This is a genomic window from Draconibacterium sp., assembly GCF_041583095.1.
In the GTDB taxonomy this organism is placed as follows: Bacteria; Bacteroidota; Bacteroidia; order Bacteroidales; family Prolixibacteraceae; genus Draconibacterium.
Window position 1 is genome coordinate 1 of sequence record NZ_JBFHGM010000044.1, and the last position, 25,037, is coordinate 25,037.

General features: G+C 42.1%; 14 protein-coding genes. 2 read left to right on the forward strand and 12 right to left on the reverse strand.

Annotated features, from left to right (window positions below):
* Positions 1 to 128 precede the first annotated feature (128 nt).
* Positions 129 to 1,445, reverse strand: coding sequence for an aspartate kinase (locus ABZB17_RS06335; RefSeq protein WP_372648699.1), 1,317 nt, complete (start codon positions 1,443 to 1,445; stop codon positions 129 to 131).
* 198 nt (positions 1,446 to 1,643) lie between these two features.
* Between ABZB17_RS06335 and ABZB17_RS06340 the strand changes: the two genes are divergently transcribed.
* Complete coding sequence (locus ABZB17_RS06340; protein WP_372648701.1) at positions 1,644 to 2,531, forward strand: hypothetical protein; 888 nt, start codon at positions 1,644 to 1,646, stop codon at positions 2,529 to 2,531.
* Positions 2,532 to 2,673: 142 nt separating this feature from the next.
* Here ABZB17_RS06340 and ABZB17_RS06345 read toward each other — a convergent pair whose 3' ends face one another.
* Together ABZB17_RS06345 and ABZB17_RS06350 are read right to left on the reverse strand one after the other, a co-directional pair.
* Positions 2,674 to 3,561, reverse strand: coding sequence for an alpha/beta hydrolase fold domain-containing protein (locus tag ABZB17_RS06345; protein ID WP_372648703.1), 888 nt, complete (start codon positions 3,559 to 3,561; stop codon positions 2,674 to 2,676).
* Positions 3,562 to 3,615: 54 nt separating this feature from the next.
* Positions 3,616 to 4,404: a peptidoglycan DD-metalloendopeptidase family protein gene (locus ABZB17_RS06350; protein ID WP_372648705.1), complete on the reverse strand. Its 789-nt coding sequence runs from the start codon at positions 4,402 to 4,404 to the stop codon at positions 3,616 to 3,618.
* 307 nt (positions 4,405 to 4,711) lie between these two features.
* On the opposite strand from ABZB17_RS06350, the gene ABZB17_RS06355 reads away from it, so the two are divergent.
* Entirely contained in the window at positions 4,712 to 5,374 is a 663-nt protein-coding gene (locus ABZB17_RS06355; RefSeq protein WP_372648706.1) for a transaldolase family protein, read from the forward strand.
* 11 nt (positions 5,375 to 5,385) lie between these two features.
* On the opposite strand, the gene ABZB17_RS06360 is transcribed toward ABZB17_RS06355, so the two are convergent.
* From ABZB17_RS06360 to ABZB17_RS06400, 9 genes are all read right to left on the reverse strand, one after another.
* On the reverse strand, positions 5,386 to 6,021 hold the full coding sequence (locus ABZB17_RS06360) for a L,D-transpeptidase (RefSeq protein ID WP_372648708.1): 636 nt from the start codon (positions 6,019 to 6,021) through the stop codon (positions 5,386 to 5,388).
* Positions 6,022 to 6,094: 73 nt separating this feature from the next.
* The gene (locus tag ABZB17_RS06365) at positions 6,095 to 9,340 is read right to left on the reverse strand and encodes a two-component regulator propeller domain-containing protein (protein ID WP_372648710.1); all 3,246 of its coding nucleotides are present in this window, start codon (positions 9,338 to 9,340) and stop codon (positions 6,095 to 6,097) included.
* Between the two features lie 422 nt (positions 9,341 to 9,762).
* Positions 9,763 to 14,052, reverse strand: coding sequence for a T9SS type A sorting domain-containing protein (locus ABZB17_RS06370; RefSeq protein ID WP_372648712.1), 4,290 nt, complete (start codon positions 14,050 to 14,052; stop codon positions 9,763 to 9,765).
* A gap of 404 nt (positions 14,053 to 14,456) precedes the next feature.
* Positions 14,457 to 15,098, reverse strand: a complete 642-nt coding sequence (locus ABZB17_RS06375; protein ID WP_372648714.1) for a LuxR C-terminal-related transcriptional regulator — start codon at positions 15,096 to 15,098, stop codon at positions 14,457 to 14,459.
* 564 nt (positions 15,099 to 15,662) lie between these two features.
* Positions 15,663 to 18,116, reverse strand: a complete 2,454-nt coding sequence (locus tag ABZB17_RS06380; protein ID WP_372648716.1) for a helix-turn-helix domain-containing protein — start codon at positions 18,114 to 18,116, stop codon at positions 15,663 to 15,665.
* A 64-nt stretch (positions 18,117 to 18,180) separates the two neighbouring features.
* Complete coding sequence (locus tag ABZB17_RS06385; RefSeq protein WP_372648718.1) at positions 18,181 to 19,812, reverse strand: thiamine pyrophosphate-binding protein; 1,632 nt, start codon at positions 19,810 to 19,812, stop codon at positions 18,181 to 18,183.
* Positions 19,813 to 19,984: 172 nt separating this feature from the next.
* Positions 19,985 to 20,482: a shikimate kinase gene (locus tag ABZB17_RS06390; RefSeq protein ID WP_372648720.1), complete on the reverse strand. Its 498-nt coding sequence runs from the start codon at positions 20,480 to 20,482 to the stop codon at positions 19,985 to 19,987.
* A 19-nt stretch (positions 20,483 to 20,501) separates the two neighbouring features.
* Positions 20,502 to 23,153, reverse strand: a complete 2,652-nt coding sequence (locus ABZB17_RS06395; protein WP_372648721.1) for a DNA gyrase/topoisomerase IV subunit A — start codon at positions 23,151 to 23,153, stop codon at positions 20,502 to 20,504.
* Between the two features lie 46 nt (positions 23,154 to 23,199).
* The coding region (locus ABZB17_RS06400; protein WP_372648722.1) for a DNA topoisomerase IV subunit B at positions 23,200 to 25,037 on the reverse strand (1,838 nt) is incomplete at its 5' end.

Genomic DNA, 25,037 nt, shown 5'->3' on the forward strand with positions numbered 1-25,037 from the left:
CCCAAAATTTAAAACTGCAGTTTCCTGAGTTTTAACCGGCCACAAAAGCCGGATTGAGTCTTATTCGAGATTCGTTGCTATCCGGAATTTCTTCCGCAATACCAAATTAGCTTTTGATTTTGATATAATTAGCCATTCAATAAATTATCGCTTAAAGCTTGTAGCGTTTCCTTTTTATTTTGAGTTGGTATCAGAATAGAAATATTGTGATTACTACCACCGTACGATATCATACGAATAGGAATACCATCAAGTGCCTTAAATACTTTCGGGGCAAAACCTTGTTCTTCCTGGATGATATCGCCAACAATACAAACGATAGTCATATCCTGGTCGAACACAACAGTACCATAATTATCCAGTTCCTCTTTTATTGATTCAAGGTTCCGGGTATCGTCAATCGTTAAGGAAACAGCCACCTCCGAAGTTGATATCATGTCGATAGGCGTACGGAAATCGGCAAATACTTTAAAGATCTTCGACAGGAAACCATAGGCATTTAACATCCTTCCCGAGCGAATCTTTATTGCGGTAATTCCGTCTTTTGCAGCAACAGCCTTAATTCCACGTCCATTCGATTCTGCGGTAATAAGCGTACCGTTGTCAGTTGGATTCATGGTGTTTTTCAGGCGAACCGGAATATTCTGGACACGCGCCGGCAAAACCGTTTGCGGATGCAGAATTTTTGCTCCGAAAAAGGCCAGCTCAGCCGCTTCGTTAAACGACAACTGATCAATTTTTTTGGTATTCTCTACAAAGCGGGGATCGTTGTTGTGAAATCCGTCGATATCTGTCCAAATCTGAATTTCATCGGCATCAATGGCTGCACCAATTAACGAAGCAGTGTAATCACTTCCACCGCGCTGCAGGTTATTTATTTCACCGTCGGCGTCTCTGCAAATAAATCCCTGGGTGATATAATACTTCGCTTCGCCTACCTCTTTCAATACGGGCTTAATATGCTCGCGAATGTAATTCAGGTCGGCAGCTTTATCCTCATCAATTTTCATAAAATCAAGAGCCGGCAACAACTTTGTATCATGGCCGTTTTCGTTCATCAGCAAGGTTACCAGGTTAGTTGATATAATCTCGCCCTGCGCCAGAATTGTATTTTCGCCAACTTCGCTAAAAGTGCCCGATGTAAATGATTTTATCGTTTGAAAAACATCTTTAATGATCTTTAATCCCTTCTTCTTGTTTTCTTCGGAAGTAAAAAGTTCAGCAACTACCTTTTTATAATTTTCCTCCAGGTTCCCAATAAAAATACGCGCGGTATCCTTATTCTTCTTCTTAAGATAATTTGAAATTTCTACCAAAGAATTGGTTGTTCCTGACATAGCTGATAACACAACTATCTTTTGCTCTCCATCGGTTACCAAATCCATAACAGCCCTCATGTTCTCGGGCGAGCCAACCGATGTACCTCCGAATTTTAAAACTTTCATTTCTTTCTTTTTCAAAAATTTAGTGGTGCAAATATGAAGAATTTTTAAATCATTAGAAAAGCTTTCTCTTAAACATGCATATTTATTCAGTCTTTTTGCATATTTATTAACGTTTTGCTATGATAAGTATCACATTCCGGCTTAAAAACCATTCTGACGCAAGCGGTACATTTGGCAAAAAACTAAATCAGTACCAAAATGAAACGAATTTTTCTATTAACCATTATTTACCTTTTTTCCTTATCCGCGATTCATGCGCAAGACGAATCGTCTTATTTTCTCATTAGTAAATCGGAGGAATCAGTAGACGAAGGAATCGCTAAAATTAAATCAGCTCTGTCTGAATCGGGCTTCAGAGTAATTGGCGATTATCATCCTGCCCAATCAGAGAATTTAGCTGTTGTTTGTTACACTCACCCAAAACTGGAAGAAATTGCGCTTGGTTTCAGCGACCGCGGGGCATTGGCATCGGCACTAAAAATTGGATTGAAAAAACAAGGAGAAACGCTCAACATTAGCATGGTAAATCCGATGTATTTATTTTACGCCTACTTTGTTGATGGTGTGGATAAGCAAGAAGATGCGTTACGCAAAATATCAGATCAGGCAATTGAAGCCATGCAAAAAATTGGCACACTAAAAGAGCCTTTTGGCGGAACATTGGAAAAGAATAAGTTGCAAAAATACCACTACAAGCTAATGATGCCTTATTTTACCGACGTCGAAGAGCTGAGAACATTCGATTCGTTTGATGAAGGTTTAAAAACCATCCGGCAAAACCTGGAGGCAGGCAAAGGAGAAACTGAAAAAGTTTATGAGTTGGCTTATTCCGATAAGAACGTGGCCGTTTGGGGTGTTGCATTAAAAAATGCAGAAGACGGAGAAGCCCATTTTTTACCAATAATAGGCGACGAGCATGTGGCAGCAATGCCCTACGAGATCATTCTTCAGGGAAAGACGGCGAGCATACTTCCGGGAAAATACCGGATTGCATTGCATTGGCCTGAACTTACCATGGGCACTTTTATGAAAATTATGAGTACACCGGGCGATATTAAAACAACAATGGAAAAACTGACGGAATAAAAAAGTAGAGGCAGTTCAAAAAGCCCTTGTTTCGTCATCCTGAACTTGTTTCAGGATCTTTAAACTACTGGTAAATAGTGAAGTCAGATTCTGAAATGAATTCAGAATGACGTTCTTTACAACTTTTTGAACAGCTTAATTTCTATAATAACTTTTCAATAAAAAATTCAACCACATCTTTACCCGACGGATCTGAAATTCCGATAGCTGGAGCATAAACAATCGCCTCGGCACCAACGTCTTCGGCACGGTCTTTTAGCGCTTTTGCATGCAAGGGATGATGATGCAATTCGTCTTCGTTGGTCGGGATGCCACCTTCGTAATGATTGAATACAAAAAACGGCACGGCATCTTTTGTCATTTTGGCAAGAAAATCGAGTTCTGAGCGAATTTCATCTTGTGCAAACAGATCAACTCCTTCTGCCGATTTCAAGCCAAAAACACGGGCAATGGTCAACAAGTCCTCAGTACTTTGATACGGTGGAATGCCAATCAATTCGGGCCAGCGTAAAATGTCGTAAGTAGATTGCGTGGAGAACGCTGCAGCGCACGAAATAATAGTTGATTCCCGCAACACCGAATCGTCACTTTCGGCATCAGCCATATCATCCGAAAAAGCCAGCCACAACGAAGTTCCAGCTCCGGCTGAACCTCCACTGCAGCCAATACGGTTTTTATCGATATTATATTTCCCGGCGTTGGCCCGAATATATTGCAGGCAACGTTTTGAATCGTTCATACTACCGAGTATTCCGTATGGCGGCTCAATCATAAAACGGTAATTTATGCTGGCAATGGATATCCCGGCTTCGAGCAAACGCCCCCAATCTTCCGAATCGTAGTAGCGGCTTTTGTCGCCTCCAATAAAACCACCACCGTGTATGTACATTACAAGAGGAGTCGGTTTGTCAGAATCGGCCAACCAAATATCAAAAGTATTTCGTTCGTGATTGCCGTAGCGTTCGTTGGCAAAAGTTGCAGGCACGCCGGCAGCGTTTACAGCCTGTGGCAGATCTATATTTTCAGTCATTTTTGTTTTAGTTTTATTGGTAATTCCGCAAATCAGGCGAATGGCAGTATTCGCTTAGTACATTCGCAGCGGTTGCCCGATTTGCAATACGGCGTTTTCCGAAATATTGTTCAGGCGGCACAACTCATTGATCGAGGTTTTAAACTTTCGCGAGATCACCCAAAGCGAATCGCCCGAGCGTACCTTGTAATATTCGGGCACAGCAACATTTGTTGAGTACCCTTTTGGTTTTAGCTTTTTATGCAGTGCCATCAAACTCTCCGTATCAAAAGCATCATCGCGTATTTTTTCTTCTTTAAAATCAAAAACGAGTTCGGGATCAAAAGGCTTTCCGTTTTCGCGCATCTCAAAATGCAAATGTGCTCCGCGTGCCCGCCCTGTGCTTCCGGCTAAACCAATGGGCTCCCCTTTTTCCACTTTATCTCCTTTATTTGTGAGAAATGACGTAAGATGAGCGTAATACGTTTCAATATTATTTCGGTGTTGGATAACCACCAGCCGGCCAAATCCATAGCCCCAGTTGGCGCGAACAACAACTCCGCTTTGCGCGGCCACCACGGTGTCGCCTTTATACATTTTAATATCGGTGCCATAGTGCATTCGCCCTGAGCGCGGTCCAAAACGACTGATAATATACCCGTCGTTTCCGGGCACTAGAAACTGTTCCAGGTAACCTTTTTGTGCCGATTCGGGGAAGCTGTCAAACGAAGCAATGAAATCCTCGGTATTTATATTACTTCCCACATTGGGCACATCCAATGTATTAACCGTTATATTTTGCCCAAAAGCAACAGACACTGCAAACAGCAGCAAACAAAAAATTCCCCCTCGCCTGATATTCATGCTGCAAAAAAAGTCAAAAGATTCTGGAATTGAAAACGACAAAGCGGAAAGAATATTCTTTGAGTATACAAATTCATCTGTTTTAACATTTATTTCCTTCCGGCAATCCGCCAACTGACGGAGATTTCAACTGGGTTACCGTCATCTTTCTGTCCGAAAATTTCATTCGTGTGCTCATTTCATGTTAACAAATATGCTGTAGTACCGGAAAAGAAACACCTTCGAAAAATCATGCTTATCTTTGCAGTACTTACTAAAACAGAACTGATCGCCGGTATTATATTTCAACCAAAAAAATAAAATAAAGATGATTTATCTGGCAGACACCGCAGACATTCAGGCATTAAAAGATCTATACGATTTTTTTCCGCTAACAGGGGTAACCACAAATCCTACCATTTTAAAACAATCGGGCTTAAAACTTTCAGAAGCCATTCAAAACATCATTGATATTGTTGGCAAAGGAACTGTTCACGTTCAGGTGATGAGCGACAAGGCCGAAGAAATGGTTAAAGAGGCAAAAACCTACAAAAGTTACTTTAACCTGGGTGATAATTTTTATGCTAAAATTCCGGTATCGATAGAAGGTTACAAAGCCATGCGCATACTAAAAGATGCAGGCATTAACGTGACTGCAACGGCTATTTTTACGCAGCAACAGGCATTGGTGGCATCGCGTGCCGGAGCCGATTTTGTTGCACCTTATGTTAGCCGCTTAGACAATATTTCGTCGCACGGAATTGAGGTAGTTGGCGACATTGTTAAAAACACCAAAGAATTTAATCTGGACACCAAAGTACTGGCGGCCAGTTTCAAAACTGTTGACCAGATTCACCGCGTAAGCATGGTCGGAGCACAGTCGGCAACCATTAGTCCCGAGTTGCTTTTCCAACTGATAAAACACCCAATGACCGACATCAGCATTGCACAGTTTGAAAAAGACGGAGAAGGATTATACAATATCTTTTAACGAAAAGAGAATTAAAGGCGAAGCCCTGAAAGCAATTCATCCTTGTTTCCCATAATAATGTGTGGATTGCTTTTGGGATCGAGCCATTTTAGCACCCTTAGCATGTTTTCTTCAGTAATGGCCACACACCCCCCTGTTGACTCGTTGCCGGTTTTATTCAGGTGAAAAAAGATGGCACTTCCTTTACCTTTTACCACCGGATTTGTGTTGTATTCAATTACCATACAATATTTGTAGGCATCGCTTTTTAGCAGCAGGTTTTCGTAAGATTGTGCATCGGTTTCGCCCTGTACGTAACGATTATAATTTTCCGATTCCGGGTCGTCGATCCATTTATCTTCGGCAGTGGTTTTCTGAAAAGCCATTTTTGTGTCGGCATTATCCAGGTAAGTAAACAATTGCCCGAGTGCAAAAATACCAGTTGGCGATTTCCCGTCGCCTTCAACCTTTTCGTTGATTGGGGCAAAACCGTTTTCGCCGATACCCGCTTGCATCACCTCAAAAACAGGCTGCCAGCCTTCTTCCATTTTTTCGAACGTTAATAGATTTGCATGATGATCAGCCGAGGCAGAATTAAAAACCACCACTAACTGACGTACATCCGGCTGATCCGGCCATTGAATACTTTCAAGGATTTTCTGTCCCACTTTCTCCGGTTTCTCTGGAGCTGTTTTACAAGCTGCCATCGCAAAAAGAAACACGAATAGAATTGCTAATTTGTTATACTTCCGAATCATTAAGAGGCAAAGTAAATATAAATTTGCTTCCTTTTCCAACTTCGCTTTCCACACTAATTTTTCCTCCATGTCTCTCAACAAATTCTTTACATAGCACCAGCCCCAGCCCGGTGCCCTTCTCGCCATTTGTTCCCCGGGTAACATCAGTACTTTCAATGCTAAAAATACTTTTCAGTTTATCTTCAGCTATTCCTATTCCGTTGTCCTTGATTTTCACTTCGCACCACCCGTTTTGTTTTGATACTGAAACGGCTATTTCGCCATCGCTATGCGTAAACTTTATGGCATTGGCAATCAGGTTACGCATAATTGTTGAGAACATATTCACATCGGCACTGGCAACCAGCTCTTCCTTAGCAAAAACCTCAATCAGGATATTCTTTTTCAACGCTGCCTCATCATGAAAACGTAATAAGTCCCTGATTTTTTCGGTAACATTTATGGGCTCGGGATGAAATGAGATGGCATTTCGTTGCAACCTTGCCCAGGTTAATAAATTCCCCAACAAGTCGTTAGCCTGTATCGACGATTTATAAATATTTGATATGTGGTGTTCCTTACCGGCTTCATCCATGTTCTTGAAACTCATCAGCAAATTTTCGGAGAAACCAATGATGATATTAAAATGATTACGAAGATCGTGCCCGATTATGGAAAAGAACTTGTCTTTTGTACGGTTTAACTCGTTCAATTCTTTGTTTTTAGCAGTAATTACCTCGTTCTGCTCTTTAATCTGAATGGTACGTTCCAGCACCTTTTTCTCCAGCCTTACTTTTTCCAGTTTCAAACGCCTTTCGCGAAGTTTTATAAAGACCCAAACAACCAGAATAACCAGTATTAGATAGGCCAGATACGCCACTTTACTGCGCCACCATGGAGGAAGTACGACAATTTGCAAACTCACTCCTTCCTCATTCCAAACCCCGTCGTTATTTGACCCTTTAACCGAAAAGGTATATTCACCGGCAGGCAAAGCAAAAAACGGTACAAACTTTCGGTTGGCAATCTCATTCCATTCGTTTGAAATGCCTTCCATTTTATAAGCATAACTGTTTTTGTTGGCGTTGGTAAACTCAAGGGCTGCAAATTCAATGGTAAACGACTGTACATCGTGTTTTAAAACCACCTTCGATTCATTTGCAACATTAATTTCGTGCTGTTGATTGTTGCTGGTAATTGTAAAGGCAGTAAACACAATAGTTGGCACATAAGGATTGCCTTTCAACGAATCGGGGAAAAAGGTGTTAAAGCCATTCATTCCGCCAAACAGCAGTTCGCCGTCATCAGCACAATAAGCGGCACGCAGGTTAAATTCAGAACTCTGCAAACCATCTTCAGGCGTAAAAACCTGTATCTCATTTTTATCCAAATTGTACCGGCACAAACCATTGCCGGTGGCAAACCACAAATCCTGATTTTTGTCTTCAACAATCTCGTATATGTAATTACTGGGCAAGCCATCTTTCTCATCCAGGTAGCTAAATTGTTGTGTGTTTTTATCAAAAATATTAAGCGCCGCATTGGTCCCAATCCAAATTCTTCGGCGGCTGTCTTCGCACAACGAAATCACAAAATCGCTGCTCAGTTCACCTTCTGCTTTTTTGTAATGAATCAGTTTGTCTGTTTCCGGATTATACACATCCACCCCACTGATGGTAGCTATCCAGATCAATCCGTCAGAATCTTCCAATAGGGTATAAACCAGGTTCGAACTAATTTTTCTCGAAGCTTCTTCCTGCTGATCAAACCGTATAATTTCTGCCGATTTCTTGTCGACAAGATAAATTCCTAAAGAGGTACCAATCCAGTACCGATCGTTTTTATCCTGAATGATGTGATAAATGCGGGTGTTTTCAAATGCCGGCCAATCGGGGCGATCAAAATATTGCCGCCAATCTTCAAATAAGCTTTTCTGTTTATTCCAAATAAAAATTCCATCACGTGATCCTAACCAAATATTGCCCTCGTTATCTTTAAAAACCACATGTACAAAATCGTTGGGGAGATAATGATTGCCGCTTTGTTGCGATGAAAAGTGTTCCACCTCATTCCTTTCCGGATCGACAATGTTTAAACCCTGCCCCCAGTTTCCGATCCACAATTTACCATCGTCGTTTTTTAACATCCCGGCAATTACATTACCCTGCAAATTAACCGATGCCGGCGAATTGCTATGTCGGAAAAGCCGAAACTTATCCATCTTTAAGTCGGTTTTGCTGATACCTGCCAGCGTGCCCACCCACAGGTTTTCCGATTTATCGATCAATAAACTCTGAACAATATTATGTGCCAGCCCGCTGTTTTCCGAAGTCAGATTTTCAATTGTATAGTGCCCGTTTTCATCGGTCAGAATATAAATTCCGTCTCCTTCTGTTCCCACAACCAGTTCCCCCGATTTGGTTTCCGCGATGCACCGAACACAGCTTCTAAACGAAAAATCTCCGCCCGATGTACGTGCAAAAACCTGCTCCTTAAACACGTTCTTTTCGCGATTAAAGAGAAACAATCCTTCTGTTGTTCCTGCCCATATCCGTGATTTCGAATCCTGGAATAACTCCGTAACATTCACCTGTTCCAACGTATCGCCACTAATGACCAAAAACGGATAGCAGGAAAATTCTTCATCTGCAAATGAAAAGACTGCTATACCTTCTGTGCATCCTGCCCAGAGTGTGCCATCGCGATCTTCCAACACCGTAAGTTTTACGTCTTTTATGGCAGGATCGAGAGGAAGGTTACTTTGAAAGTGTGTAAAATGTTTCGCTTCGGGTTCAAAAACAGAAACCACAGGTGGAGTGTGTACAAGCATCTTTCCGTTGCTTAAAAGCAGGTTATTATAACTGTGAGTACTGACCTCAGGATCGTAACCGGTGTGATAATTTATTCGTTCAAAACAGTCATTTTCGCGCAGGTATTTATTTAGTCCTCCTTTAGTGCCAACCCACAAATTTCCCTGCCGGTCTTCCGAAATGGCATAAATCCAGTTATTGGAAATGGAAAGCGTATCGTTTGGCAGGTATCGATAAACCTTGAAATTTTCGCCATCAAAACGGTTCAGTCCGTTTTGTGTACCAATCCATATAAAGCCCAGGGAATCCTGAAACATACAGTTTACAACACTTTGCGAAAGCCCTTCGTTGATTGAATAATTGGAAAAAGTAAGTTCGCGGGGGTAAGCAAATAACAGCAGCGCAAAGTTAAAGATCAAAAGACAGCACAATCGTTTCATGGTAAAACAAGTAAATTACTATTCGTTAACCAGCGCGATGCGAAGTTCGTGATAACTTGGGTTATTTCAAAATTTGTCTTTCAATCCGCTAATTCATTACAAAATTGGCATTAACGTCATGAATAAAACAATCATGATTCCCGGGAACCACCAACAGGAATGAAAGCAACTGATATGAAATTTAACTCTCCCTCATTCCCTCTCTTTTCTGAAAGAGAGGGACGATTGTGTCGCAGACATAATCAGGGTAAGTTTATATATCTTGAAAATACTTTACTGGAATTACCCGGAGGACTTTCAGAAAAAGGAAAGAGGCTGACCTTGCGAAGCCAGCCTCTTTAACGAATCCCACTAAGGACGGATCCTCAGCCCAAAGCCTGACAGACTTTGGTATTATACATGATAAAAAATAAGGGTCAGAATCATTCTTTGTAGATAATTCTACCCATTTGGAGTTTTCCATCCAAATCCAAACGATAGAGATACATTCCGGTAACGCCATGTTCCGGTGCATATTCTATCCGATTCATAACTCCAGCCTCAACCGGGCGGTCAAGTATTCTGGCAACTTTCTGTCCGGTAATGTTGTAGATCTCAAGTACACCATAAGCATCAACTCCTGAAACGAATTCGAAAGTTACTTTATCAGTAAACGGATTCGGGTAAACTTTCAAATCGCTTGGAGCTAATTCTGCTTCAATCGCAGCCTCAGCAGTTGCAATTTCTCCTGATTTTGACGGATATACACAAGGAATTGGCATATCATTGTAAGTCATACTTCCGGAGTTAGACTCTGGTGCTTCCTGCGTTCCAGGCAAGTAACAAGCCACAGCATGAGCAATGAGATAGAAATCACCTAAATTGATCGCACCAAGTTTCGATGCCGGGATAGTGATGGTGTAATCCGTTACATAACTCAGGCCAGTGATGTTAACGCTGTATTGACCAGGAGATACTGAAACTCCGCCGTTGTCTTTAACGACAAATGGCCAGCAATTAACATTCAGGTGAATCTGACTCATGTAGAAAGGACCGAAGGTAACATAGTGAACAACCAAATCACCGTTATTCAAACTTACCGTTACTTCTCCCATTTTTTCAGAAATAATATCGCAGGATGAATTACCTGCATACACATCTAAAATAACAGGGAAATTAGCAGCGTTCATGTGATTACTCCATCCCCAATTGCTAAACGTGTAACCGGTAGTATTATCCAGGAAGCAAATGCTATCCGGGTATACTCCGTAGGCAGTTTCACATTCTTCACACGCAGGGAGTGTAAATGTACAGGTAACCGAGTCTATTGTACAATCATCCCAGGCTTTATAGTTAAAGGTGAGTGTACCTCCCGTGGTCAGGTCGATTTCAGACAACAGCGGAACATCCGCTATATTTGTTGAAACCTTACCTACGCAACCACCTGCATAAGTAAATCCATCAACCCATGCCTGGTATGCTCCGGCAATATCGATAGCATCACATTGCAAGGTATTGCTATTACAACTTACGGTAATCGAATCACGTGCTGATACACCAAAGCTTGCGCGAACGGTGTCGCTGGTACATAAGTCTCCAATACCATAAACAATATTAACGGTATCGCCTGAACACAGATCTGGTGTTTGAACGCCTGACAGATCAGGTTCCTGAACATTACATTCGTTGCTAAGTACTTTAAACATCGCCAGCCAATTGGCAAATGTGGTGTCCAAATCTACCTGATCGGCAAAGTCACAGCTGGTGTGGTACTCGGTTTGCGGACCTTCTACATCAACGGTATCACGAGCTGATACACCAAAGCTTGCGCGAACGGTATCGCTGGTACACAAATCTCCTATGCCAAATACAATATCGATTGTATCGCCCAAACATACATCTGGTGCCTGAATGCCTGACAAATCAGGTTCAGGAACATTACATTCGTTGCTGAGTACAACAAACTTATCGATCCATGCTTTAAACTTGGCATTCAAATCATTCTGATCAACATACTCACAACTGGTATGGTATTCTGATGCTGGACCATCCACATCAATGGTATCACGAGCTGATACACCAAAGCTTGCTCGAACGGTATCGCTGGTACATCCGTCGTAGATTGAATAAACAACATTAACGGTATCGCCTAAACAAACATCGGGTGCAACCAAACCTTCCTTCCCTTTTCCTACCGAGTCGCAACCTCCGTTATTGGTAACTACAAACAAATCAAGCCAGTTCTGGAATGTGGTATCCAAATTCGTTTGATCGGCAAAGTCGCAACTGCTGTAGTAAATGCTGCCAGGTGCTAGTGCACTAACAGCTTCCGGTGTAGGAACCGTAAATGTTCCGGAGCAGAAAGTATCCAATCCACAATAATCTGAAAGATAAATATATACTTCAATTTCACCTCCACATTTATCCGGTGCTACCAATGTATCTAAACTAATGGTATCAACACCAACCATAAATACAGTATCGAGTGGATCAGTTCCTCCGGTTGCTGTAAAGTTTGTTAACCAGGCACTAAAAATGTTATCAATCTCAGCCTGAGTCTGACAACTTTCAAGTGTAGTATCCGGGAAACAAACCAGCTCAAGTGGTTTGTATGGTTCTTGTGTTACTTCTCCACCACAGAAAGATCCATTTGGATCAAAAGCATCATAAACCTCTGCGGTATATACTCCCGGTTCCAGTCCATATAAAGTATCTACCAAACTCGAAGTTGTTGTGGTATCGTAAGGAGCTCCGTCTTTAGACCAGTAGTAGGTATAAGGAGGATAAGCCCCATTCGGATTAGGTGTAATCTCACACCAAGCCATTCCGTCGGCCGCACCAAAACACTCAATATGTGATGTAAAAACTTCACAAGTAGGCGCTGTTGGTAAGTGGTCTATCGTATCATTACAGGTCGACACACAACCGAACGCATCGGTTACGGTTACGATATAAACGCCACTACCCAAACCTGTTAATATACTATCAGTTTTTATGGAATCTGCAACGGACCCACCGTTCACTGCTTCCCAGAAATAAGTATATGGTGCAGTTCCTCCGGATGGTACTACTGTGGCTGTTCCGTCGTATGCTTCAAAGTGCGACTCATCGGTAACCAAAACTTCGCAAGTTGGATTTTCGTGTACTGTAAGTACTGCTGAATCCGCTCTTGTACATCCGGTTCTTACATGTTCTACTTCCAGCCAGTATACGTAGCCATCCATATCCAAATCAACGGTATTAATAACCAGTGAATCATCTGTCTCTCCGGAAAGCAATGTTGCTCCCTGATACCATTGATACGACCAGTTCTGGTCGGTAGGATCGATATTCTCGGTTACAATCTCTGACCTGAAAATCACTGGTCCCAGATTATCGCAAGTATCTCCGTCATTCACCACTACTTCAAAGTCAATTGCATTACCAAAACGATACGGTCCGGCAAAGTCTTTCAACTCGGCTGTAAACTCTTGCGAAGAACGGGTTTTAACGATTAATGTTCCTAACAAATTAACACAATTATCGTTTTGCCCCTCTCCGAACTGAGTATCCAGGCCAAAGGCGGTTAAATCGATGGCCACTTCAGTAATTTGGTATTGAAGATAGCTTTGAAATACTTTTCCCTGTGATCCGGCCAAAGTCCCCCATGGAGGAGCAGCTGTGGTACCTGAAACATTAACAGTTGCCCAAACATCAGGATCTTGAGTAGATTCTCCGGTGACAGTGCCCTTAGGTGCAATTTCAAAATAGCCATAAGGTGCATCATTCGGATCTACATCATAAATACCGGTTAAATCGAAAGGCCTGTTTACCCAATGATTAAACACCGAGGTATCTCCATCGGCTACGGCAATCCATACCCTGACTGAATAAGTCGGGTTTTTTCCTCCCTTTTCAAAATCGGTAGAAAATACGAGGTCTCCCGCAACTAATCTTGTTCCATCAGTGTCAAATGTCCAGGCAGTATGCCCCATGGTTGTGGCGTCCAGGTTTCCAAACACACCAAGATTTGGGTCATAACTAAGGTTTCGTCTGAAGAACTCAAAGTCGGTGTGAGAAGAACCATCTGCCGATATGGTTGATGCTGCTCCATATGCAATCCTGTGCTCATCGCCACTGGTTCGCTGCCTGATGTAGCCAAATATATCAACCAAATCATTTTTTTGCGGAGATCCCTTAATTCCCAGATTCCAGGTATGCGGATCCTGTGCATTTTTATCTTTGGTTCCGGTGAAAGTTGTTGAATCGGAAAGACCACCAACAGACACGTTATCGCGGCCGTACACTCCGTCAATCCATTCATAGGTCATACCGTCATCTGATTGCCACTGCGACCAACGCGGTACACTCATACGAAATTCGAAAGATTGATGGTTTGCAATCCAGCCAAGAATTGTAGAAGGGCTGCTGTCCCATAGAGTGGCATCAATAACTCCCCAACCTGGATATCCGCCGCCGTCTTGAGGATCGTCTCCAAACCAGTCGTCCGAATTAAAACCGGGAGCGGGTGCTTCAAGCTCTTGTGCAGCCCAGACATCACCATCCACACCAAAAGCGGCGACAACTTCGGCCGTTTTTGTATTTTGCCCAATCGCGGAATAATTAAATAGAAGCATTGCCATTACCACCAGTAATGGCGTAAAACAGCATAAACGCCAGTAACGGAGTCTACGCCATTTTTGTCCGGACAACATCTCTATGCTGTCCGCAATTTCAACGTAATTCTTTCCCATAATCTGATAATTTTAAAGTTTAAATGTGCTTTAGTCATTATCAAACTATCCTCAAAAAAAATCACGCCCTCAGAAATTGTTATTCATAAAATTGGTTTTTCGGAATTAATTCCAGGGGTGTGGAGTTAATCCTGTTTCTAGCTTCAATTTATATGAATAAAAAGTTACGAAAGGAAGGTGCTGAAGTCAATCGGTTTTTTTACTGATTTATTCGCCTGAAAACATGGTGTACGAGGCCGTTCTTTTTGCAGGTATTTATAGTATAAATAAGTTCATTTAAAGGTACTACAGCCCGATTGGCAAAGACAAAAATAGACATAAATGAGGTACTTTGCATCTCCTAAAAACAGATAATATTTAGGTGCATTAAGCAGGGCATCTATTCTTGAAAAACAGTTCAGGTATCAGGACAATATATTATTTCGATAAGCATATTTTATCATGTCGGCAGTAGAGCGTATTTTCAATTTAGCCAGGATATTGCGCTTATGTGTTTCTACAGTGCGCGGGCTTATATTCAGGTCAACGCCAATCTCTTTATACGACAGGCCCTTGGTAAAAAGTTTTAGAACGGTCATTTCCCTTTCGGTGAGTTTGTTGCTTTCGATATTTTTTGCTTTTGCCTTTCGTGCCCTTATCGTACTTCGGAAGATATCCCAAACTTTCATGGCAAAATACTCCTCTCCGTTTTTTAGTTTCTTTATGGCCTTTATCAACTCCTTACCCGACGAATTGTGAAAAATAAAACCTTTAACACCAAGGCGGATATATTCTTCAAAACAATCAGCATAGTGATTACTTACAATTAATAGTACCGGTACTCCAGTAAACGTTCGGTTAATTCGCTTCAATACTTTTATTCCTGAATTGTCATCGTGAATGATATCGAAGATAATCACATCCGGCTTCTCCATTCCTTTACCAGCAAGTAGTTTGTTAACTGAATCTGCCTGGATAACAACGTTAAATTGATCGGCTTCTTCAAGTATTGATTTTATTCCTGAACCAAAAAGGTTAAACTGTTCTAAAATGGCTATTCTGCACATGGCTTCTGACTTTTTAGGGATACAATCCCTATCTGCCTGAGTTGCAAACTCAAACAGACAATATTTTCATGTTGTGTTCTCTCTTACCTTGATTAATTTCTGTTCTGAAACTCCCTATTTCAATAAAAACTAATCAAGTTTCAATCATCTTAAGAATAAATAGCGCATGTGGTTAACTGGTTTGTGATAGGATTGCTTCCAGTTTTCTACGGATATACAAGTTATTAAATAATTCATATGTCTGTCAATCCGTAAAACTCCGTACTTCATTATCGGAAATTACGTAGATTAATACTATTTTATCCTTATTTTAAATGTAGTGAAAAGGTCAGATCCTGAAAATTTACGAACAAAAAGTTTGATTTCAGACCCGGAAAACGAGACCGATTACTTACAATTTTTTAAACTAAATACATGGGAGGAACCTAAACGATATGATGCTATTCGTGTTCTTCGAATTTTATTCTGACCTTAATAATGAAGATTCAGATGAAAGCGCAATTCAGTTGAATTTAAAAGACAAAACTTTGAATCTGACGATTCGATCGAATAAAACCATACTAATTAGTTGGAACCTTCTCCTTCGCACTCCCAATAGCTCAAACCAATCCGCAACTCGCCATAACTAACATCGTTACCAAAATGCGATTTTGCTACCCCAAAGGATTTGTCCTCTGCTTTTTCGAAATAGTCAGCTATTTTTTTCAGTTTCGCTTCATCCACCAAACGGGTAGCCTCCAGTTCACCCAGTTTTATGTAGTGCGCTAAATGGCTCTCAATGGTATTCGCTGAAAGAGCCCGTTCTTTTGCAATCTCTTCAATGGATTTCCCGGAATTAAACAATTCGAAACTAAGCAGTTTGGTATCAACTTTTTCCTTCTTTTCCTTTTTGGGTTCCTGAAGTGGGATCTCCCCTTTTTCAATTTTATTTTCGTTACAATAATGCTGAATAATAGCTGTTATCCCGGCACCAAACTGCGTTATTTTCCGAGGCCCCAAACCATTAATCAGTTTTAATGCTGCCGCGTCGGTTGGCAGATATGTTACCAGCGCATAGAGTACCTTTTGCGAAAAGATCATAAACGGAGGAATCTCCAACTCGCCGGCTTTTTCCGTGCGGTAGTTTCGCAGCTGCTCAAACAATTCGGGATTTGGAATATTTTCGAAATCAGTTATTTCTTTGGCCTTTTGGTTCCCTGAAGACTTGCTTTGTTTTACCAGCGTTTTCGCACGCGAATCCATCAGCCGTTTTACATCAAATCCTTCGAAGCACGATTCAAATGCGGTGAGTTTCAACTGGGTGTCATCTTTCAAGTCGTTCACGTAGCGTTTCAACTGGCGTTTTATCTCCTTGTTGTCTATATCCAAATCAATCTTTTTAATTCCGTCGGCCAAAATATGCTGCACCTTTTCGCCAAAATAAGCGGCCGCTTTTTTTGTGCGCTCCTGCAAAGCATCATTCTTATACACATCGGGCTGTTGACGTAACAGATCGGTAATCTGCTTATGGAACTTGGCCGCCACAGCAACAATTTCGTTATCGTGGCCGTTGCGCATTTTTTCAACTTGAGTAATGGTAACTTCAGGGAAACTCCCTTTGTTCTCGTTTACCAACTTTGTTATATTTCGCAATAAGTTTTCCGATCGGTAAAAGCGAAAAATCTCCGTTAACTGTTCTTTTTGAAAGGCCAGTTTTGCTGTATTTAATTCCGGCTCTCCGGGTTGGTTCTCTTCCACTTCGCGAATAAAACCACTTACCTTTTGATCGTTGATAATACTTTTGCCTGCAATTGGCGATGAAAGCACCATGCCTTCCAAGGTTTTACAACGACTGAGCGCCACATAAACCTGCCCGTGTGCAAACGACGCTTCGGCATCAATAATGGCTTTCTCGAACGTTAGCCCCTGGCTTTTATGAATGGTAATTGCCCACGCAAGTTTTAACGGAATCTGGGTGAACATACCTTCCATTTCTTCGCGAATATCGCCCGATTCTTTATCGATTGAGTATTTGTAATTCTCCCAGTTTTGAGGTTCCACTTCAATCTCCTCATCTTCGCCCGGGCACAGCACATAAACACGGTCTTTTTCAATCGACTGCACCTGCCCTATTTTTCCGTTGTAAAAACGTTTTTCCGGATTGGAGTCGTTCTTCACAAACATTACCTGGGCTCCAACTTTCAGTTCCAGCTTAAAATCGGTGGGGTACGAATATTCGGGAAACTTACCCTCAACCGAAGCAGTAAACACTTCCTTATTACCGGCTAAAGCACTCAGTTTTGAATCGTTAATGCGCTGCGCACTTACATTGTGAGTACAAAGTGTAATGTAACCGTCCTCGTCGCCGGGAACAAAACCGGGAATATGCCGCGTATTTAAAAGCTGCCTTGCTTCTTCGTCCAGTTTATTTTCGCGCACTTTATTCAGCAGCGAAATAAACTTTTCATCCTGCTGACGGAACACCTCGGTCAGCTCGATACTCACATGCGGAAATTCGCGCAATGCTTTACTACTGAAAAAATACGGCGTATCGTATTCGCGGCGCAACAGGCCCCACTCTTCGTTCTTTACCACCGGAGCCAGCTGTTGCAGATCGCCAATCATTAAAACCTGCGCACCGCCAAAAGGCTTTCGTTTGTTTTTAAAACGCCGCAGTGTGCGGTCAATCGCATCCAATACATCAGCACGAACCATACTTACCTCATCGATCACCAAAAGATCGAGGCTTCGCATAATATTTATCTTTTCTTTGGCAAAACGCTGTTCGCTGCTGAGTTTGCTCTCATTCCCCACCTGCGGGGCAAACGACAACTGAAAAAATGAATGAATGGTTACCCCCGCTGCATTTATAGCCGCCACACCCGTTGGTGCCACCACCACCATGCGTTTGGGCGAGCGTTCTTTCAGGCTTCTCAGAAACGTGGTTTTTCCGGTTCCTGCCTTTCCCGTCAGGAAAATATTTTGCCCGGTGTATTGTACAAAATCAAAAGCTAACTGAAGTTGTTTGTTGGTCTTCATTTCTATTTAAGTAAAATTCGAAAATCCGGTTTATTTAAATTTGAAGATTAAATATAAGCAGAATTTATTTATTGGGCTGCAACACCAATTCATCATATTCATTACTGCTTACAACAGCCTCAATTAAAAGGGGTCCATCGGCAGCAAATGCTTTTGCCAATGCGCTTTCGTATTCTTTGCCGTTTGTTACACGAACTACCGGAACTCCAAAATAATGATTGGTTGGTTCTTCGCTCAAGACATTTAAATCCGTTCCGTAACCATTATCGAAATGCTTTTTAGTTTGCTTTATACTTATCAGTGACAAACTATTATCGTAAATCACCACAAAAACTATGTTGAGGTTAAGACGTTGTGCCGTTGCCAGTTCTCCGGCCATCATCAGGAAACCACCATCGCCCATTAATGCCACAACGGGAAGATCAGGATTACAAAGTTTAGCCGCCAAAGCTGCAGGAATAGCAAACCCCATACTCGACCAACCATTTGTCATCAATAATTTCCCGGGTTTGGGAGTACGCCACTGCTGCCCCACCAGGTGTAAATGAGCGCCAACATCAACCGTTAGTATTCCCTCTTCAGGTAGAACTTTTCGCAATTCATCAACCACAGCCAGCGGCCCAAAACTGCCCGACTTTGGTGTAAACTTTTTGAAGATTTGTTGTTTATTCTCCTGCAGAAATTGAAGGTCCCAAACTTTTCGGTTGACATCCAGCTTAAGCATTTCACTTAAGGCAACTTCCAGTGTTCCAATAACATTAGACACTTCCGGAATTTGCCCCGCCGCCACATCGGCCTCTTGCTGATCGATATGAATTAACGGAACAGAAGGCATCCAGTCTTCGTAGTTAAACTCCACCGGATCGTAACCAATGCCTATAACCAGATCGGCTTGCGAATATACTTTTGCAACCTGGTTTGATAAGGCATGGAAAAGCACTCCGGCATACAATGGATGATTTTCGGGGAACAAACCTTTTGCCATTGGAGTAAGTACCACCGGTATCTGAAACTTTTCGGCCAGTGCAATAAGTTGCTCGCTTACCTGCGCATGCACTGCCGATAATCCAACGGCAAAAACAGGCTTTTTAGATTTTTGAATGAGCTTTTCAACTTTGGCAATCTGATCGGCAACCAGTGGCGACCATCGTTTCTTTTCCAAACGCAGGTAATCCACATCTGCCTTCACTTTCTGCACCGGATTTCTGCCAATTCCGGCTGGTATTCCGATATGAACTGCTCCAGGCTGATCGTCAGTTGCAATTCCTGCTCCCTTTAAAATTATTTCTTCAACATTATTCTCATTCAGACGGGTTGTCCACTTCGTTATTGGGAAAAAAAGTTGCTGATGATTGATGTTCATTTGCACCGTGCGCTTTAACAAATCATCTGGCATTTCGTCGGTAAAAGCCAGCAGCGGAAAGCGGTCGAGCTGTGCGCCGCCAACTCCTGTGCTTAAATTGGTTGCTCCCGGCCCAAAGGTTGCAAAACAAACGCCCGGCACACCGGTAAGCCGCCCACAAACTCCGGCCATAAAAGCAGCGGTAGCTTCATGCCCCACCAAAATAAAATCGATACCGTCTTCTTTTCGCAAAGCTTCCACATAATCGATCATGTTTCCACTGGGTACTCCAAAAACATAGCGTACCCCAATTTCCTTTAATGTATGGGCAAAAACTTCTGCAACTGTTGACATGCTTCTTATATTTTATCAAGGCAAAAGTAAAAAGGAAAAAGAACCAGCAAACAAATTAAACTTCCGGACTATAATTTCCTTTGCATTGATATTTGACCAAATATCAGACTAATTTAAAGCCTATTTCGCTAGAATGCAAAAGCAAAAAATTATGGAAAATGAAAGACCTGAATTACGAAATCATTTCCTGAATACGGTCGAGGCTGAAATCGGGTTCGGTAATCTCATATTGTGCCTGCGAATAAAATTGCTTCCGTTTCTTTAATGTTTCATCAATAAAAGCAACCAGTTCTTCGCGCGATTTTCCTTTAATCAACGGCCGTTCGGTTTTCGACTTCAACAAACGGTCGGCAAGAATAGCCGGGTCGATGTTCAGAAATACGGTCTTACCGGTTTTGTTCATCAGGTCGATATTATCAAAAAAACAGGGTGCTCCGCCACCGGTAGCAATTATAACGTCGGTGAATTCGGCCAGTTCTTCCAAAGCTTTGCGTTCCCTTTCACGAAAACCATCTTCGCCGTGGTCGGCAAAAATCTGCGGCACTGTTTTGCAGTTTCTTTCTTCAATGTAATCATCCATGTCGATAAAAGGTACGCCCATGTGTTCCGACAAAAGGCGCCCTGTTCGCGACTTCCCGCTTCCCATGTATCCAATCAAATATACTCGCATCTTTTTCTTCTGTTACTGGCTAAAACAAAGAGCCTTGTCCATCATCTTCCTTTTTGGGTCGGGTTACCTCAAACGGAATATCATCAACATCGTCCTTTTTCTCCGCTTTGCTTTTCTGCTCTTTTTCCGGTTCATCCTCTTCCTCTTCATGATGATCGTAATCATCTTTTATTACCGGCTCAATTTCTTTAATATTATCCACCTCGTAATTACTGAGTCGTTTACCTTTCGCCTTCCACGATTTCACGCCGATAAACTCGGCCACCTCGATAATCTCATTTTCACGCTCGGCATTTTTCCCGCCAAAAGTAAGCTCCAAGCGCGGATAATGTACCCAGGTTAAACTAATCAGTTTATTATCGGGGTTATCGCCAATAAAACGTATCAGCTTTCCTTCAGGTTCATCAATTTCAAAACGTTTTACGTAGTAATATTTCTGGTCGGCATCGTAATAAACCGCCGACAAAATTTTACGTTGATCAAATTTCTCGATAACCAGAATATCCTGCTGAAAGTGGTTGCTCAAATCGTAATTATACAACTGGAACTCGCCGTTTTTGTATACAACAAGGATTTTATCTTCTCCCGAAAATTCTCCTAAGAAAGTTCCCCGGTTATCGGCATTCAGGCGCAATACATCCGGATCGAACCAGATTTTGCGACCTCCAAGCGTAGAAACTCCTCTTTCTTTAAGGGTAATTTTATGAATATCGTTTTTACTTAAGATATTTCCCATCGACTGACGGCCTTTGATGGCCAATTCGCCCAGATCTTCTTCAAAAACAAGCTTTTTAATTCGTGGCTTTGGCTTCAGAACAATACGTAAAATTTCTGCTTCGCCATTCGGGTTGGCCGAGAAATAAACCACACGCGAGCCTTTGGTTTCCTTAGTAAGGTTGTACTCTTTGTCGCGCGTTACGCCCGTAACAAAAAAGCGTTTCATATAGAAATTACCCGATTCGCCGTCTTTGTACACCACATTGTAAATGGTGCGTTTATCATTTTTCTTAAAAACAGCCAGGTGCAAAATATTTTTGCCGATAAAAGCTTTATCCGAAACTTTGGTGATAAAATACGAACCATCGCGGCGGAAAACAATTATGTCGTCGATATCCGAACAGTCGCACACAAATTCTTCTTTCCGAAGCGATGTTCCCATAAATCCTTCCTTCCGGTCGACATACAGTTTTTCGTTTTTCACCACTACTTTCGAGGCTACAATATTTTCAAAACTGCGGATTTCTGTTTTACGTTCCTTGCCTTTTCCGTATTTTCTTTTCAGGTGTTTAAACCACTCAATGGTATAGTCAATAATATTTGCAATGTTCTGCTCAACCTCCGCAATTTCGTCTTCTATCGATTTTAGCAAATCGTTGGCCTTATCCTTGTTAAATTTCAGGATTCGTGCCATTCGAATTTCCATCAGTTTCAGAATATCTTCGCGGGTAATTTCGCGCTTCAGTTTGGGTTTCCATGGCTCCAAACGGTGGTCGATATGCGCTACCGCCTGATCCATGTTTTCCGAATCTTCAAACTTTTTATCCTTATAGATTCGTTCTTCGATAAATATTTTCTCCAGCGAAGAAAAATGCCACTGCTCTTCCAGTTCCGATTTGCGGATTTCCAGTTCGAGTTTCAACAGGTCTTTTGTTGAATTGGTCGAACGCTTCAGAATTTCGGAAACGCCAATAAAGTGTGGCTTATCGTTTTCGATGATACAGGCATTTGGCGACAGGGAAACTTCGCAGTCGGTAAATGCATAAAGCGCATCGATGGTTTTATCTGACGAAACACCTGGTGCCAGATGAACAAGAATTTCAACATGCTCGGCCGTGTTATCGTCAATCTTTTTTACTTTGATTTTTCCTTTGTCGTTGGCCTTAATAATCGACTCAATCAGCGTAGTGGTTGTTTTTCCGTAAGGAACTTCGGTTATCACCAGGGTTTTATTGTCGCGCTTTTCAATTTTTGCACGAACTTTTACCGAACCACCGCGCAAACCATCGTTGTATTTGCTAAAATCGGCCGATCCTCCGGTTGGGAAGTCGGGGTACAATTCAAAATCCTTTCCCCGAAGGTAATTTATTGAGGCATCGATAAGCTCGATAAAGTTATGCGGAAACAATTTTGAAGCCAGTCCTACAGCAATACCATCAACTCCCTGAGCCAACAGCAGCGGGAATTTTACCGGAAGTGTTACCGGTTCCTTTTTACGGCCATCGTATGAGAGTTTCCATTCCGTGGTTTTCGGATTAAAAAGCACCTCCAAAGCAAATTTGGTCAGTCGGGCCTCGATGTAACGAGGTGCTGCCGCTCCGTCGCCGGTGAGAATATTCCCCCAGTTTCCCTGCGAATCGATCAGTAGTTCCTTCTGCCCGATCTGCACAATAGCATCGCCGATAGAAGCGTCTCCATGCGGGTGATATTGCATGGTTTGCCCGATAATGTTGGCCACTTTATTGTAGCGTCCATCGTCCATTTCACGCATGGCATGCATGATACGTCGCTGAACGGGTTTTAGTCCATCGTTAATGTACGGAACTGCCCGCTCGAGTATTACGTACGAGGCATAATCCAAAAACCAGTCGCGGTACATACCCGAGAGATAGATTACTTCATCTTTTACACTATCGTCCTGAATTTCTTCCTGATTTAAATTCTCTTCTGACATTCTATTCTTTGAAATTTACCGTGCTTCCTATTTGAAGATATTCCAATTACATTACTTCGTCTTTTTCAACATACAGGTTTTCAATGATGAACTCCTGTCTTTCGGGGGTGTTTTTACCCATGTAGTAGGATAACATTTCTGCCACCGATTCATGCTTTTTCATTTGCACCGGATCGAGACGGATATCTTTTCCAATGAAATGTTTAAACTCATCGGGCGATATTTCGCCCAGTCCTTTAAATCGGGTTATTTCGGGTTTGCCACGTAATTTATTTATGGCTTTTACCTTTTCTTCTTCTGAATAACAATAGTACGTTTTTTGCTTGTTGCGCACCCTGAACAGTGGCGTTTGCAAAATATAAACATGGCCCTTCTTAATCAACTCGGGGAAAAACTGCAGGAAGAAAGTGATGAGCAGCAAACGAATGTGCATTCCGTCAACGTCGGCATCGGTAGCAATTATCACCTTGTTGTAACGCAGGTCTTCCATGCTTTCTTCAATATTCAACGCCGCCTGCAAAAGGTTGAATTCCTCGTTTTCGTAAACCACTTTTTTGGTGAGCCCAAAGGTGTTCAGCGGTTTTCCTTTCAAACTAAAAACTGCCTGTGTATTTACATTGCGCGATTTGGTGATCGATCCACTTGCCGAGTCTCCCTCGGTAATAAAAATGCTCGATTCTTCTTTCCGCTCATCTTTTTCGTTAAAATGAACACGGCAGTCGCGCAATTTTTTGTTATGCAGGTTGGCCTTTTTAGCGCGTTGCCGGGCCAGTTTTTTCACCCCTGAAATGGCTTTTCTTTCGCGCTCCGACTCCACAATGCGTCTCAACAGCACTTCTGCCACTTCATGGTTTTTATGCAGGAAATTATCCAGCTCGGTTTGCAGGAAATTACCAACGTGTGCCCGCACCGACGGTCCGTTTGGGCCAATATCCCGTGATCCGAGTTTGGTTTTGGTTTGCGACTCAAATACAGGCTCTTCTACTTTAATGCTAACAGCCGCCACAATCGATGCCCGGATATCCGACGGGTCGAAATCCTTCTTGTAAAAGTCCCTGATCGTTTTCACTAAAACTTCGCGAAAAGCCTGTAAGTGAGTCCCTCCCTGGGTAGTGTGCTGACCGTTAACAAACGAATAATAATCCTCCCCGTATTGATTACCATGTGTTATGGCAACTTCAATATCTTCGCCTCTAAGATGTATAATTGGGTAAATTGGGTCGTGATCCATATTTTCCTCGAGCAAATCACGCAATCCATTGCGCGAGTAAAATTTTTCACCGTTGTACTCAATGGTTAAGCCAGCATTCAGGAAGGTGTAGTTTTTCATCATATTCACGATATAATCGTTCATATAACGATACTTTTTGAACACTTCCACATCGGGGACAAACCTCACCTCTGTTCCATTCTCCTCGTCGAGATTTTGATAATCTTTCTCGCCGGTTATAACCCCCTGGCTAAAATATACTTCTTTAGCCACGCCTTCGCGAACTGCTTTTATAGTAAAATCGGACGAAAGGGCATTTACGGCTTTTATACCAACACCGTTCAATCCTACCGATTTTTTGAAAACCTTGTTATCGTATTTTGCGCCGGTATTCATTTTGCTGACCACATCCACCAGTTTCCCCAGTGGAATACCACGGCCATAATCGCGGATGGTAACCAAATCCTGATCGACGTTTACGAGGATCTTTTTACCATGTCCCATCATAAATTCGTCGACCGAGTTATCCATCACCTCTTTCAACAATACATAAATACCATCGTCGGCAGAAGTTCCGTCTCCGAGTTTACCAATATACATACCCGGACGTCGCCGGATGTGCTCCTGCCAGTCTAATGTTTTAATTGCACCTTCGTCGTAGTTTGCGCTCATAC

What these genes read in the sequence shown, in the direction of transcription:
- ABZB17_RS06335 (WP_372648699.1), bottom strand. Translation starts at nt 1,445, where the DNA reads ATGAAAGTTTTAAAATTCGGAGGTACATCGGTTGGCTCGCCCGAGAAC.
- ABZB17_RS06340 (WP_372648701.1), top strand. Translation starts at nt 1,644, where the DNA reads ATGAAACGAATTTTTCTATTAACCATTATTTACCTTTTTTCCTTATCC.
- ABZB17_RS06345 (WP_372648703.1), bottom strand. Translation starts at nt 3,561, where the DNA reads ATGACTGAAAATATAGATCTGCCACAGGCTGTAAACGCTGCCGGCGTG.
- ABZB17_RS06350 (WP_372648705.1), bottom strand. Translation starts at nt 4,404, where the DNA reads ATGAATATCAGGCGAGGGGGAATTTTTTGTTTGCTGCTGTTTGCAGTG.
- ABZB17_RS06355 (WP_372648706.1), top strand. Translation starts at nt 4,712, where the DNA reads ATGATTTATCTGGCAGACACCGCAGACATTCAGGCATTAAAAGATCTA.
- ABZB17_RS06365 (WP_372648710.1), bottom strand. Translation starts at nt 9,340, where the DNA reads ATGAAACGATTGTGCTGTCTTTTGATCTTTAACTTTGCGCTGCTGTTA.
- ABZB17_RS06370 (WP_372648712.1), bottom strand. Translation starts at nt 14,052, where the DNA reads ATGGGAAAGAATTACGTTGAAATTGCGGACAGCATAGAGATGTTGTCC.
- ABZB17_RS06375 (WP_372648714.1), bottom strand. Translation starts at nt 15,098, where the DNA reads ATGTGCAGAATAGCCATTTTAGAACAGTTTAACCTTTTTGGTTCAGGA.
- ABZB17_RS06380 (WP_372648716.1), bottom strand. Translation starts at nt 18,116, where the DNA reads ATGAAGACCAACAAACAACTTCAGTTAGCTTTTGATTTTGTACAATAC.
- ABZB17_RS06385 (WP_372648718.1), bottom strand. Translation starts at nt 19,812, where the DNA reads ATGTCAACAGTTGCAGAAGTTTTTGCCCATACATTAAAGGAAATTGGG.
- ABZB17_RS06390 (WP_372648720.1), bottom strand. Translation starts at nt 20,482, where the DNA reads ATGCGAGTATATTTGATTGGATACATGGGAAGCGGGAAGTCGCGAACA.
- ABZB17_RS06395 (WP_372648721.1), bottom strand. Translation starts at nt 23,153, where the DNA reads ATGTCAGAAGAGAATTTAAATCAGGAAGAAATTCAGGACGATAGTGTA.